Genomic DNA, 13,093 nt, shown 5'->3' with positions numbered 1-13,093 from the left:
CGACATCGAATGCGTGGTGAGCGCTCGTAACCAGCGTTCAAAAATTCACTCGGTTCGAGATTGCGCCGTCCACGACGAGATTGGACCCGGTCGTGAACGACGACACCGGGCTCGCCAAGAACACTGCCGCGCTCGCGATCTCCTGCGGCGTCGCCATGCGGCCGGTCGGATTGCGGCTCATCGCATCCTTGTAGCGCTCGGGCATGTTCTGCTCGATCATGCTCCAGACGCCGCCCTTGAAATAGACGGTGCCGGGCGACACCACGTTGACCCGGATCTTCTTCTTCGCATATTGCCGCGCCAGTCCCTTGGCCATGTGAATCAGCGCCGCCTTGATCGGGCCGTAAGAGCTGGCGAGGTCAGCCTGTGCGGCCGAGATCGAGGAGATGATGACGAAGACCGCATCGCCGCTTCTCTCGCCGCTGGCTTCGAGGAACGGCCGGGCGGCATCGAACGCATGCACGGCGCCGAGCACGTCGAGCCGAAAATTCTGTTCCCAGGACGCGGCATCCTGGCCCTGCGCCATTGCGCCGGCATTGGAGAACAGCATGTCGATGCCACCGAGCTCCTTTGCGGCATTCTCGATCCAGGCTTTCAGCGCCGCGCCGTCGGTGGCATCGACTGGACTGCCGGTCGCACGGATTCCGCTCGCCTTCAATTCAGTGACGGTGGCCGCAACCTGATCGGCGTTGCGCGCGCATACCGCGACATTGGCGCCTTCACCGGCGAGTGTCGCCGCGATCGCCCGTCCGATGCCGCGCGTGCCGCCGAGCACGATGGCGTTCTTTCCTTTGAGACCGAGATCCATTGTCTGGTTTTCCTTGTTGTCTTGCCGGGAGTGTAGCTCTTTTGGGAGATATGCTGAATTCTCCAACGATATGGAGAGAGGCGCCGCCCTCACTCCGGCGCCGCTCCCACCGGCGGGCCGCCGGGCGGGCGGTGCAGGAAGGTCAGCGAGACGTAGGCGCCGACCCAGGAACCTGTCGCGGCGAAGGCGACATAGAAGGCGTTTTCGGTGTAGCTGATCACCGCGTAGGAGGAGAGCATATACCAGATTGCGCTCCAAGTCGCGGCCGGCACGCGCTTTCGCGCAACCACGGCCGAGGTGAACATCACATAGACCGCGTCGGTGGCCGCCGTTGCGACGAACACGGCACCCGCGGTGAGGGGATCGATGGCGGCCATTGCAATCCTTTCTGCGATCATGAGATGGTCGTGAAAATTAGCGCATGATCCGGCAAAGCGTGTAACGGTTTTCCCTCGCGACAAACGACGAATGCGTTTGCGCGAAGACCATGCTCAAACAAACGGGAGAAAAGCGGCCATGCAAAGTGCCGCCGGCATTCTCAGGGATATCTGGACCTCCGTCGGCGGCGATCCGGCTGCGCTCGACCGCGTGCAGCTGACCGGTGAGGAGCCGCAGATCCCATCCTCGTTTCGCGTCGCTGTCGCCGGGCAGACGACGATCGCCGCCGCCGGCCTCGCCGCCGCGGAGATCTGGCGACTGCGCAGCGGCGAGGCGCAGGACGTCTCCGTCGACATGCGTCATGCGGTCGTCGAATGCCGATCCGAGCGCTATTTGCGCGTCGACGACAAGCCGCCGCCCCCGGCGTGGGACGCCATCGCCGGCGTCTACAGGACCGGCGATGGCCGCTTCGTCCGCTGCCACACCAATTTCCCGCATCACCGCGAGGCCGTCTGCAAGGTGCTCCGCTGCGTGCCCGAGCGCGAGAAGGTGCAGGCGGCGCTCATGCAATGGAACGGCGAGGATTTCGAGGCTGCGGCTTACGCCGCAGGCGGCGTCGTTGCCCTGATGCGCAGCTACGACGAATGGTCGGCGCTGCCGCAGGCGCGTGCGCTCGCCGAACTACCGCTGGTCTCGATCGAGAAGATCGGCGAGGCCCCGGCGAAACCGTGGCCGCTGGGATTGTCGAACAGCGATCGTCCGCTCGCGGGCCTGCGCGTGCTCGATCTCTCCCGCGTCATCGCGGGCCCTGTCGCAGGCCGCACGCTCGCTGCGCACGGCGCGGACGTGCTGCTCGTCTCAGGGCCCGAACTACCCGCCATTCCCTGGCTCACCATCGACACCGGCCGCGGCAAGCTCACCACCTTCATCGACCTGAAGAGCGCGGCGGGCAGGGCGCAATTGCGCGCCCTGTTGAAAGACGCCGACGTCTTTTCGCAAGGCTACCGCCCGCGCGCGCTTGCCGCCCTCGGCTTCGCGCCGGAGGACGCAGCGCAAATCAATCCCGGCATCGTCTATGTCACGCTGTCGGCCTATGGTCATGCCGGCCCGTGGGCGGAGCGGCGCGGCTTCGATTCACTGGTGCAGACCGCGACCGGCTTTAACCAGGCGGAGGGACAGGCCGCCGGCATCGACGGTCCCAAGGAATTGCCGGCGCAGATGCTCGACCACGCCACCGGCTATCTGATGGCGTTCGGCGCCATGATGGCCAAAGTGCGCCAAGCCCGCGAAGGTGGCAGCTGGCACGTCCGCGTGTCGCTGGCGCAGACCGGACGCTGGCTTTGGAATCTCGGCCGGCTTGACGGCGGACTGGACACCCCGGATCTTACGGGGGAGGCCATACATGCTGCGTTCATCGAGAGCATGCCATCTGGCTTCGGCATGTTGAAGGCGGTGCGCCATTCGGCGGTGCTATCGACGACGCCGGCACAATGGAGACGTCCGGCGATGCCGCTCGGCACTCATCCGGCACAGTGGCCGGCGCGAAGCTGACATGAAGCTGACACATCGCGAAATTTTAACGTCGACCAAGAGGCGCCTAGCGTTTTTTAGGTTGTTTGAAATCGGAATTCGGCACTATTAGCGCGACCGATAAGGCAGTCATTTGCCGAGATCGTCGCAAACACGACCGGGCTCAATGGTGGTTGAAAATACCAAGCGATTGCAGGTGCTTACAAAACAACGGGTGATCACCTCCGTGGTTTTACTAGCGCTCGCCGGTGCCGGGGCCTACGGCTTCCTGTATTCGGGATCTAAGGAAAAGAAACACTCCGAAATCTCGAGCCAATCGCGCAGGAATGCGCAGACCTTCACACCGACGGCGTCCGAATGGGCGACGCTGACGATCGAGCCGGTCAAGGCCAAGAGCTTCCGGGCCGAGTATGTCACCGAGGGCAAAGTCGCGGTCGACGAGGACCGTTCGACGCCGGTGTTCTCGCCCTATGCGGGCCGCGTCACCAAGCTGCTCGCCAAGCCGGGTGAGATGCTGAAGCAAGGCCAACCGCTGTTCACGATCGAGGCCGCCGACACGGTGCAGGCTCAGAACGATTTCGTCGCGGCCATGACGTCGCAGAACAAGGCGAGGTCGGCGCTTGAGCTCTCCGACATCCAGTTCAAGCGCGCTAAGGACCTCTATGAGGGCCATGCCATTCCGCTGAAGGACTATCAGCAGGCGGAGGCGACCCAGGTTCAGGCGCAGAACGACATGCGCTCCTCGGTGACGGCGCTGGAAGCGGCGCGCAACAAGCTGCGCATCCTCGGCTTCACGGACGAGACCATCAAGGCGTTCCAGGAAAAGGGTGTCATTAATCCGGAAATCACGATCTATTCGCCGATCGCGGGCACAGTCGTGCAGCGCAAGATCGGCCCTGGCCAGTACGTCAGTTCCGGTGCCAGCGATCCGGTCTTCGTGATCGGCGACCTCTCCACGGTGTGGCTCACCGCCTTCGTGCGCGAGAGTGATGCGGCCGCGGTGTGCATCGGTCAGGATATCAGCGTCAACGTGATGGCGCTGCCCGGCCGGCCGCTGACCGCCAGGATCAACTACGTCGCCGCCGCGATCGATCCCAACACCCGCCGTCTCCTGGTCCGAGCCACCATCGACAACAAGGACGGCCTGCTCAAGCCGGAGATGTTCGCCAACGTCACGATCTACTCGGCCGGCGACCGTGCCGCGCCGGCGGTGCCGAAACAGGCTTTGATCTATGAAGCCGACAAGGTCCGCATCTGGGTCGCGCGCGAGGACAAATCGGTCGAGCTGCGCCAGATCAAGATCGGCCTCATCAACGGCAACCTCGTCGAGGTCACCAGCAATCTGAAACCTGGCGAGCAGATCGTCACCAAGGGCAGCCTGTTCATCGACCGCGCGGCGTCCGGCAGCTGATCGACGACCCAAGAAAACTGAAGAGCTGATGGATCGTCTCGTTGCCCTTGCCGTAAACCGGCGCTTTCTGATGGTCGGCATGTTCGTCGCCGTCCTGATCGGCGGCCTGATCGCGTTCAACCAGCTCAACATCGAAGCCTATCCCGATCCGACCCCCCCGATGGTCGACATCGTGACGCAGAGTCCGGGCCTGTCGGCAGAGGAGATCGAGCGCTACATCACGATCCCGATCGAGACCCAGGTCGCTGGCCTGAAAAATCTGACGACCATTCGCACCATCTCGCTCTACGGTCTCTCCGACATCAAACTCCAATTCTCCTTCGCCTACACTTATGACGAGGCGTTGCAGCAGGTGTTGAACCGCCTGGCGCAGCTCGCTCCGCTACCGGGCAACGTGCAGCCGCAGATCTCGCCGCTCAGCCCGATCGGCGAGATCTTCCGCTACCGTCTCGTAGGTCCGCCGAACTACAGCGTGCTGGATCTCAAGACCATTCAGGACTGGATCCTGCAGCGGCGGTTTCGCGCCGTCCCCGGCGTCATCGACGTCACCGGCTGGGGCGGCAGGAGCAAGACCTACGAGCTCCAGGTCGACTTCAACAAGCTGGTCGCCAACGGTCTGACGCTGCCGCAATTGCTCCAGGCGGTCGGCAATTCCAACGTCAATGTTGGTGGCAACACCGTCAATATCGGCCAGCAATCGGCCGTCGTGCGCGGCGTCGGCCTGATCCGCTCGATCGACGACCTCGCCAACACGATGGTCTCGCAAACCAACGGCAATCCGGTGCTGGTCAAGGACGTCGCCACCGTTACCGTCGGCCAGAAGCCACGTCTGGGCATTGCCGGCATCGACGATTCCGACGACATCGTGCAGGGCATCGTCCTGATGCGCCGCGGCGAGCAGAGCTCGCCGACCATCAAGCGCGTCCACCAACTCGTTCAAACCATCAACAATTCCAGCATCCTGCCGCCCGGCGTGCGCATCGAGCGGATCTACGACCGCGGGGACCTGATTGAGCTCACCACCCACACCGTGCTGCACAACATGGTGGTCGGCATTCTCTTGATCGTGCTGCTGCAGTGGATCTTCCTCGGCGATCTGCGCAGCGCGCTGATCGTCGGCGCCACCATTCCGTTCGCGCTGTTCTTCGCCGTGATCATCCTGGTGCTCCGCGGAGAATCGGCGAACCTGCTGTCGGTCGGCGCCATCGATTTTGGCTTGATTGTCGATGCCACCGTCATCATGGTGGAGGCGATCTTTCGACGTCTGACCCAGACCACGCCGATGTCGGAAGCCGAGCAGATGTCGCATGAGACGCTGTTCGGCATGAAGAGCCATGCCATCCTCAGCGCCGCGGCCGACGTTTCGCGCTCGATCTTCTTTGCAGCGGCCATCATCATCGCGGCCTTCCTGCCGCTGTTCACGCTGTCAGGCGTCGAGGGCAATATCTTCGGACCGATGGCGCGCACCTATGCATATGCGCTTGCGGGAGGGCTGCTTGCGACGTTCACTGTCACCCCGGCGCTGTCGGCGATCATCCTGCCCGCCCATGTCGAGGAAACCGAGACCAGGATCATGCAGATCCTGCACAGGCTTTACTCGCCGCTGCTGCATTGGGCGGTCGTCAATCGAAACATCGTGCTCGGCGGCGCCGTCGGCCTCGTGCTGATGACGGTTGCGTTCGGCCGGCTGCTGGGTCTCGAATTTTTGCCCAAGCTGGAAGAGGGCAATCTCTGGATCCGCGCCACGCTGCCGCCGACCATCTCGCTCCAGGAAGGCAATTCTTACGTCAACGAGATGCGCAAGGTGATCCGCGCCCGGCCCGAGGTCGAGTCCGTCGTGTCGCAGCACGGCCGTCCCGACGACGGCACCGACGCGGCCGGCTTCTTCAACGCCGAGTTCTTCGCGCCGCTCAAGCCCGCGAGCCAGTGGCCCGGCACGCGCGACAAAGAAGAGCTGACCGCGCAACTGCTCAAGCAGCTCGACGACCGCTTCCCCGGCGTCGAGTTCAACTTCTCGCAATATCTCCAGGACAACGTCTCCGAAGCCGTTTCCGGCGTGAAGGGCGAGAACTCGATCAAGCTGTTCGGCAGCGATCTCCAGGCGCTGACCGACACCGCCAACAAGATCAAGTCGGTGCTGGCCACCGTGCAGGGGGTCACCGATCTTGCGGTGTTCACCTCGCTGGGGCAGCCGACTATCCAGATCGACATCGATCGCGCCAAGGCCGCGCGCTATGGTCTCGCCCCCGGCGACATCAACGCCACGATCAAGGTGGCGATCGGCGGCGACACTGCGGGCGATCTCTATGAGCCTGGCAGCGACCGCCACTTCCCGATCATCGTGCGCCTCGCGCCGGAATATCGCAGAAGCGCGGAGGCGATCCAGAATTTGCGGATCGGAGCGCCGGGGCCGAACGGCACCGTCACGCAGATCCCCCTGAGCGAGGTCGCCAACATCAGCCTCGTCTCCGGCGCCGCCTACATCTATCGCGAGCAGCAGGAGCGCTATCTGCCGATCAAGTTCTCGGTACGCGAACGCGACCTCGGCAGCGCGATCCGCGAGGCGCAGCAGAAGATCGCCGAGCAGGTGCAGCTACCCCCCGGCTCGCGCATGGAGTGGGTCGGCGAGTTCGGCAACCTCCAGGATGCGATCCGGCGGCTGTCGATCGTGGTGCCGATCTCGCTGGCGCTGATCGGCGTCCTGCTCTGGTTCAATTTCGGCTCGGTGACCGACACGCTGCTCGCGATGAGCGTGATCCCGATGGCGATCTTCGGCGGCGTGCTGGGCCTGTTGATATCAGGCACGGCATTCAGCGTCTCCGCGGCAATCGGCTTCATCGCGCTGTTCGGCATCGCCGTCATGGACGGCATCATCATCCTGTCGCAGTTCAACCAGCTCATCGAGGAAGGCATGGACCGCATGAGCGCGGTGGTGCGCACCGGCGAATTGCAGCTTCGGCCGGTGCTGATGACCTGCGTCGTCGCCGGCGTCGGCCTGTTGCCGGCGGCGCTGTCGGACGGCATCGGCTCGCAGGTGCAGAAGCCGCTCGCGGTCGTGGTCGTCACCGGCATGATGCTGGCGCCGGTCGTGATCCTCGTGACCTTGCCGGTTCTGATCTCCTTTTTCTCCCGCTCCGCGCGCTGATCGTCAGAACCCGTAGAGCCGCGCCGGATTGTCGACCAGGATCTTCTTGCGCACGTCCGCATCTGGCGCCCATACTGGCAACTGGTTGAGCAGACGTCCGTCGTCGATCTGATAGAGCGGCGCGATGTCGGTGGGCTTGCGTCCCTCGACGCGGCTGGAATCCGGATGCGGCCAGTCGGTGCCCCAGACGATGCGGTCCGCGTTCGCCGCGATCAGCGCCTTCGCGAAGGGCACCATATCCTGATAGTCGGGAGCGAGCTTTGATGAACGGTAGGCGGCCGAAATCTTGACATAGGCCTTGCCGGATTTCACCAGCGCCACGAGATCGGAAAAGCCCGGCTGCTCCAGGCCCCGCGAGGCTTCGAGGCCGCCAAAATGGTCGAACACGACGGGCACCGGCGCAGTCTCGACGAGGTCCTTGATCGCCGAGATCATGGCGAGCGTGGTGTAGAGTTGCACGTGCCAGCCGCGCGCCTTCATCCGTTCAACGGCGGCAGTGAAGCGCGGTCTGCCGACATTGGGGTCATTGACGCCGCCGGTCGCAAGATTGAGGCGGATGCCGCGGAATCCGTCCTGATGCATCGTGTCGAGTTGGGCCTCGGTGGTTTTGTCGTCGATCACGGCCACTCCGCGCGCGGTCGCGCCGCGTGCTTTCATGCCGAACAAGGTCGATGAATTATCGGTGCCGTAGACGCTTGGTGTCACGATCACCACCCGCTCGATATGCAGCGCCTTGTGCAGCGCGGCCATCTCTTCGGGGCTCGCCGGCTCCGGCGTGTAGACGCGCCCTGCGAAGAACGGAAACTTTTCGACATCGCCATGGATGTGGGTGTGGCAGTCGCAGGCATGCACCGGGACATCGAAATTGATCGGCGTCTCAGGCTGCGCCGCACGGGCGTTGGCTCTGTTGGTCATGGCTACTCCGGCGCCAAGGGAGGCGAAGAGGACGCCGCGTCGGCTGAGCATGGTTTCTCTCCCTGTAATACTATCTTTGGTAATAGGGCTGGGACAGTATCACATCGGCCCGGCAGCCGCTCCACTCCGCTGCATAGCTGCTCAACTAGGTCTGCAAGCGGGCGTGAGCCGTCAACACGCACGATCGGGTACGTCAAGACGGGCGAGCAGGGCGGAGCGCTGGAGATACTGCGCCGCCGGCTGCTACTGCCCCGACGGCGTGCGCAAGCCGTGCCAGGCGTCGCGGACCTGGTGGTAATGCACCTCGGGCAGGTAATCCGGCGTGTTCAGGTTCAACGTTTTGACATCGAGATGGCCGACCGCGCTGAGTAGCGTGTAGGAGGCGATGACGCGGTCGCGGTTGGCGCTGATGAGGCGCGCCTTGGCCTGGATCAAGTCGGCTTGCGAGTTCAGCACGTCGACCGTCGTACGTTGTCCGCCGGCGGCCTCGCGCTGCACGCCCTGGAGCGCGACGGTGGCCGCCTTCACTTCGGACTCCGAGGCTGAGACCGTGATCTTGGCGCCTTCATTGGCAACCCAGGCGCTGATTGCGGCCGTGCGCGCCTGATTGCGCACCTGGTCGAGCACGAGCCGGCTCTGCGCCGTGATCTCCTTGGCCTGCCGGGTCTGCGCCGCGGCCTGGCCGCCGTCGTAGATCGGGGCGGTGACGTTGGCGACAATCGAGGCCTGATCCTCGGCGAAGGTGCCGAGCGTCGGGTCGTTGTTGCGGCTCTTGCTGGCGCTGCCCTGGATGCTGGCGCTCGGCAGCAGCGTGCCTTCGGCGATGCGGATGTTGGTGGAGGCGACGTCGACGTCGAAGCTTGCGGCCATCACCGCCGGATGCTGGCGGATCGCCATCGTCATGGCGTCCTCGCGGCTCTTCGGCAGATAGCGGTCGACGGCTTCGGCCGGCCGAAGCTGCGACGGCGCGTTGCCGATGACCTGCGTATAGGTTGCCTGGCTGACGGCGAGCGCGACTTCCGCCGCGTTGAGATCGGCAAGGCCGCGGTTGAGGCGCGCCTCGGCCTGGGCGGTATCGGTCGGTGTGACATCACCGGCGTTGAGGCGGCGCTGGGTGACGGCGAGTGTTTCGCGCAGGAAGGCGACGTTCGAGCGCTGAGCTTCGACCAGCGACTGGTTGGCGAGCACGTTGGTGTAGGCGGTGACCGCGTCGAGCAGCACGCCCTGGCCGACATTGCGCAGCGCCTCGCGGCCCGACTGCACCTGGAGTTCGGCAGCGCGCACGCTGTTGGCGGTGCGGAAGCCGTTGAACAGGGTCTGCGTCACGGTGACGCCGATGATCCAGGGTTTCAGATTGGCGGTCTGGATGGTGTTGTCGGGCAGCAGATTGCGCACCGATTGCAGGCCCGCGCTGAGGCTCGCCACGATCTGCGGCCGGTAGCCGGCCAGCGCCTGCGGCACGTTCTCGTCGGTGGCGCGCTGGCGCGCACGCTCGGCATTGAGCTGCGGATTGGTCTGATAGGCTTTTGCCAATGCCTCCGGCAGGGCTTCGGCCCATGCCGCGGAGGGAAGGGCGCACGCGAGCGCCAGCGTGGTCCATGTCGCAAGCACATGACCCGCGCCCGATCGACGTCGCGTCAAACCGCGACTAGCTCTGGCGGTACGCCCAATCATGTAATCCCGCTTAACCCCGGCTGTCCGCCCCCGCCGACGATGGCCTCTTAGCTGTTTAGCCAGCCGAGGTCCCGCAGGCAAACTGCCGCGGGCAAAACCTCCATGTATTCCGTGCTTGTTGCAGGCACGTCACAGGATGTGCGCAGGAGAGCGCCAGAGCCTTACACCAGCCTGACCGGTATGTGCGCTACCGGTTCTTGTTCACCGGCTTGCGCTTCTCGATGAACGCCGCCATGCCCTCGGAGCGGTCTTCCAGCGCGAAAGTCGCGTGGAACAGGTTGCGTTCGACGCTCATACCCTCGGCGAGCGTGGTCTCGAAGGCGCGGTTCACCGCTTCCTTGGCCATCGCGGCGGCAGGGCGCGACATCGCCGCGATCTTCTCGGCTGCCGCCATCACCTCGTCCATCAGCTTGTCGGCCGGCACGATGCGGCTGACGAGGCCACTGCGCTCAGCCTCCGCCGCATCCATCATGCGGCCGGTGAGGCAGAGGTCCATCGCCTTCGATTTGCCGATTGCGCGCGTCAGGCGCTGGGTGCCGCCGATGCCTGGAATGGTGCCGAGCGTGATCTCGGGCTGGCCGAACTTGGCGGTATCGGCGGCGATGATGAAGTCGCACATCATGGCGAGCTCGCAGCCGCCGCCGAGCGCATAACCCGCGACTGCCGCAATGGTCGGCTTGCGGCAGCGCGCGACGCGGTCGCCGCCGATCGCGGCAAAATCCTCGGAGAACATGTCGATGAAGCCTTTCGGCTGCATCTCCTTGATGTCCGCGCCGGCGGCAAAGGCCTTCTCGCTGCCGGTCACGACAATGCAGCCGATGGCCTCATCGGCCTCGAGATCGTCGACGGCGGCCGCAATCTCGCGGAAGACGCCGAAAGAGAGCGCGTTGAGCATCTTCGGCCGATTCAGCTTGATGATGCCGACCGCGCCTTTGCTTTCGACGATGATGTGTTCGAACGTGCTCATGTTCCACCCACGTTTCTGATTGGGTGGGCAATGTGCCCGCTGGCGCGGTGGGCTTCAAGGGGCCGGACGCAGGACGCGCGGGGCGGTGCGTCCTGGCGGAACTGACGGTCAGGCCATGAACATGCGCGCGGCCGAGGCCAGCGTCAGAAACGTGCCGACACCGATGAAGATCTTGCCGATCAGGGAGCTCTGGTCCCAGGCCGAGCTCTGCTGGCTGCTTGCGATCACCGGCGTGGGGCGCGGCTGCGCTTCGGTTGCAGCGACCACGGCCTTCTGCGCCGGCGGGTTGTCCTGTTGCACGGCGCGGTCGATGTCGTTGAGCTGATCGGGGGCCACCACCTGGGTCTCGGCCTTGGGTGCGGTGTTATTGGGGGTGTCATCGGCCGCCGCCTGGACGTTGTCGTTGGCACGGCCCGTCATCGCAGAGGCCGCGGCAGCGGTCGGCATATCGGTGGCGGTGAGCTGCGCATGGGCGTTGGCGACTTCCGGCGGCATCTGGGTTGAGGCGGTCCCGTCTGTGCCGGCCTTGGGCTCGGAGGTATTTGCCGCAGTGTCCTTCTTGTCGGCCTTGTCGTCGGACTTTTGCGCCGTCTTGCTGCTGGCGCGGCGCGACTCATGGTGCCGCTGCTTGCTCGGCTTGGCCGTGTCGGCCTGATTGCCTGCGCTGTCGGATTTGCTGCTTTCGGCTGAGTTCGGCGCCGCCTGTGCAACGCCGCCAAACAGCAAGAAAAGCCCGGCCACAAGGATCAGGGCCGCGCGCCCGCTGGCTTTGATCATGTTGACGATCTCCCCAATTCCGCCCGTCCCAAGAACGAACAGAGACCCTGGGGCGTGACGACAGCGGGGCAGAAAATGGGAATCTTCGGGCTCCACAGGGCGAAAACGGGGCAATCGCCCCTCGCGGCCGGCCGCCGGATGCGGGCCGGGTTGATAGGTGTTATGAGGCGTCGCGGGCTCTTACGGCCGCACCGGAGACGGAGGCTTGGCGTCGATCACGAATCCGTGATCGCGCGGGCGCTGGGGTAACAAATTGAAAGAGCGGCCGAATTGCATGGTGAGGGGCGCGCGTGCGCGGACGTGAGGATGAATGGACCGCCCTGATGCGGTCGGCCATGGCTGGCGATAATGCGGCGTATCATCGCCTGTTGAAGGCGGTTACGCCGGTGCTGCGCGCTGCTGCGAGACGTGGGCTGGCGCGGGCAGGCCAGTCTCCCGACCAGGCCGAGGATATCGTGCAGGAGATTTTGTTGGCGGTTCATCTGAAGCGGCACACCTGGGACAGCGAAGCCCCCTTCGCGCCTTGGCTGTTCGCGATCGCCCGCAACAAGCTGATCGATACGCTGCGGCGGCGCGGCAGGCGCGTCTTCGTCAACATCGACGATTTCGCCGAGACGCTGCCGGGCGAGGCGCCGCAGGAGACGGCTTCGGCGGGCGAGGTCGCCGCCCAGCTGAGCACCCTGCCGGAGCGCCAGCGCGAGGTTTTGCAGTCGATCGCGATCGAGGCCGCCTCGATCAAGGATACGGCGGCAAAGTTTGCGATGAGCGAAGGTGCGGTGCGGGTCGCGCTGCATCGTGGACTTGCTGCACTGACTGCCAAACTGCGGGACCACTAGGCATGGATACCGATCAACTCATTCGCTCGCTCGCGGCCGACAACGTCCATCGCGCGCCGCGCGTCGGCACCGTCCTGACCATGGCACTGCTGGTGGCCGCGCCGCTGTCGATCCTGATCTTCGCGACGTTCCTCGGTGTGCGTCCGGACATGATGAGTGCGATGCGCAACCCGTTCTTCGACATGAAGTTCGCGGTGACGCTGTCGCTCGCGATTCCCGCCATCATCGTCAGCCTGCATCTGTCGCGTCCCGAAGCCCTGCTGCGCGGCTGGGGCTGGCTCTTGCTGCTTCCCGTCGGACTGCTTGCTGTGGCGATCGGCAGTGAGGCGATGATGGCGCCAGCCATGCCGATGACGATGCGCTTGATGGGCAAGAACTCCAGGGTATGCCTGTTTGCGATCCCCGCGATGGCACTGCCGCTGCTTGCGGGAGCGCTGTTCGGCCTGCGCCACGGTGCGCCGTCGCGCCCGGCGCTCGCCGGCGCGCTCGCCGGGCTGTTGTCTGCCGGGCTGGCCGCGACGCTCTACGCTTCGCACTGCACCGACGATTCGCCGCTGTTCGTCGCGACCTGGTACACGATCGCGACCGCGGTGGTGACCGCGATCGGCGCGGCAGTGGGCTCGAAAGTCCTGCGGTACTAGCGCGCCGGGCT

At 64.8% G+C, this 13,093-nt stretch carries 11 protein-coding genes; 5 read left to right on the top strand and 6 right to left on the bottom strand.

Annotated features, from left to right (window positions below):
- Positions 1-37 precede the first annotated feature (37 nt).
- Both IVA98_RS15710 and IVA98_RS15705 read right to left on the bottom strand, forming a co-directional pair.
- Entirely contained in the window at positions 38-808 is a 771-nt protein-coding gene (locus IVA98_RS15710; RefSeq protein ID WP_247301307.1) for an SDR family NAD(P)-dependent oxidoreductase, read from the bottom strand.
- An 89-nt stretch (positions 809-897) separates the two neighbouring features.
- Positions 898-1,185, bottom strand: a complete 288-nt coding sequence (locus IVA98_RS15705; protein WP_247301415.1) for a hypothetical protein — start codon at positions 1,183-1,185, stop codon at positions 898-900.
- 139 nt (positions 1,186-1,324) lie between these two features.
- Between IVA98_RS15705 and IVA98_RS15700 the strand changes: the two genes are divergently transcribed.
- From IVA98_RS15700 to IVA98_RS15690, 3 genes are all read left to right on the top strand, one after another.
- A complete protein-coding gene (locus IVA98_RS15700; protein WP_247301306.1) occupies positions 1,325-2,737 on the top strand; it encodes a CoA transferase in 1,413 nt (470 codons plus the stop codon).
- Positions 2,738-2,882: 145 nt separating this feature from the next.
- Positions 2,883-4,127: an efflux RND transporter periplasmic adaptor subunit gene (locus tag IVA98_RS15695; RefSeq protein WP_247301305.1), complete on the top strand. Its 1,245-nt coding sequence runs from the start codon at positions 2,883-2,885 to the stop codon at positions 4,125-4,127.
- A 28-nt stretch (positions 4,128-4,155) separates the two neighbouring features.
- Entirely contained in the window at positions 4,156-7,272 is a 3,117-nt protein-coding gene (locus IVA98_RS15690) for an efflux RND transporter permease subunit (RefSeq protein WP_247333446.1), read from the top strand.
- A 3-nt stretch (positions 7,273-7,275) separates the two neighbouring features.
- Here IVA98_RS15690 and IVA98_RS15685 read toward each other — a convergent pair whose 3' ends face one another.
- From IVA98_RS15685 to IVA98_RS15670, 4 genes are all read right to left on the bottom strand, one after another.
- A complete protein-coding gene (locus IVA98_RS15685; protein WP_247301303.1) occupies positions 7,276-8,238 on the bottom strand; it encodes an amidohydrolase family protein in 963 nt (320 codons plus the stop codon).
- 192 nt (positions 8,239-8,430) lie between these two features.
- On the bottom strand, positions 8,431-9,861 hold the full coding sequence (locus tag IVA98_RS15680; RefSeq protein WP_247301302.1) for a TolC family outer membrane protein: 1,431 nt from the start codon (positions 9,859-9,861) through the stop codon (positions 8,431-8,433).
- Between the two features lie 187 nt (positions 9,862-10,048).
- Positions 10,049-10,828 carry an enoyl-CoA hydratase gene (locus IVA98_RS15675; RefSeq protein WP_247301301.1) on the bottom strand — a complete coding sequence of 260 codons (780 nt, stop codon included), beginning with the start codon at positions 10,826-10,828 and terminating at the stop codon, positions 10,049-10,051.
- A 108-nt stretch (positions 10,829-10,936) separates the two neighbouring features.
- Positions 10,937-11,605: a hypothetical protein gene (locus IVA98_RS15670; RefSeq protein ID WP_247301300.1), complete on the bottom strand. Its 669-nt coding sequence runs from the start codon at positions 11,603-11,605 to the stop codon at positions 10,937-10,939.
- 290 nt (positions 11,606-11,895) lie between these two features.
- Here IVA98_RS15670 and IVA98_RS15665 point away from each other — a divergent pair, with 290 nt between their 5' ends.
- The gene (locus IVA98_RS15665) at positions 11,896-12,441 is read left to right on the top strand and encodes a sigma-70 family RNA polymerase sigma factor (RefSeq protein WP_247355167.1); all 546 of its coding nucleotides are present in this window, start codon (positions 11,896-11,898) and stop codon (positions 12,439-12,441) included.
- 2 nt (positions 12,442-12,443) lie between these two features.
- Positions 12,444-13,082 carry an NrsF family protein gene (locus tag IVA98_RS15660; protein ID WP_247301298.1) on the top strand — a complete coding sequence of 213 codons (639 nt, stop codon included), beginning with the start codon at positions 12,444-12,446 and terminating at the stop codon, positions 13,080-13,082.
- Positions 13,083-13,093: the final 11 nt, after the last annotated feature.

Source organism: Bradyrhizobium sp. 160, from assembly GCF_023073735.1.
In the GTDB taxonomy this organism is placed as follows: domain Bacteria; phylum Pseudomonadota; class Alphaproteobacteria; order Rhizobiales; family Xanthobacteraceae; genus Bradyrhizobium.
Note: the sequence above shows the minus strand (reverse complement) of the source record. Positions and strands in the feature narration are given on the sequence as shown.

Bases quoted from the DNA above. Each gene is read 5' to 3' on its own strand.
- IVA98_RS15675 (WP_247301301.1), bottom strand. From the start codon at position 10,828: ATGAGCACGTTCGAACACATCATCGTCGAAAGCAAAGGCGCGGTCGGC.
- IVA98_RS15695 (WP_247301305.1), top strand. From the start codon at position 2,883: ATGGTGGTTGAAAATACCAAGCGATTGCAGGTGCTTACAAAACAACGG.
- IVA98_RS15700 (WP_247301306.1), top strand. From the start codon at position 1,325: ATGCAAAGTGCCGCCGGCATTCTCAGGGATATCTGGACCTCCGTCGGC.
- IVA98_RS15670 (WP_247301300.1), bottom strand. From the start codon at position 11,605: ATGATCAAAGCCAGCGGGCGCGCGGCCCTGATCCTTGTGGCCGGGCTT.
- IVA98_RS15680 (WP_247301302.1), bottom strand. From the start codon at position 9,861: ATGATTGGGCGTACCGCCAGAGCTAGTCGCGGTTTGACGCGACGTCGA.
- IVA98_RS15705 (WP_247301415.1), bottom strand. From the start codon at position 1,185: ATGGCCGCCATCGATCCCCTCACCGCGGGTGCCGTGTTCGTCGCAACG.
- IVA98_RS15660 (WP_247301298.1), top strand. From the start codon at position 12,444: ATGGATACCGATCAACTCATTCGCTCGCTCGCGGCCGACAACGTCCAT.
- IVA98_RS15710 (WP_247301307.1), bottom strand. From the start codon at position 808: ATGGATCTCGGTCTCAAAGGAAAGAACGCCATCGTGCTCGGCGGCACG.
- IVA98_RS15685 (WP_247301303.1), bottom strand. From the start codon at position 8,238: ATGCTCAGCCGACGCGGCGTCCTCTTCGCCTCCCTTGGCGCCGGAGTA.
- IVA98_RS15690 (WP_247333446.1), top strand. From the start codon at position 4,156: ATGGATCGTCTCGTTGCCCTTGCCGTAAACCGGCGCTTTCTGATGGTC.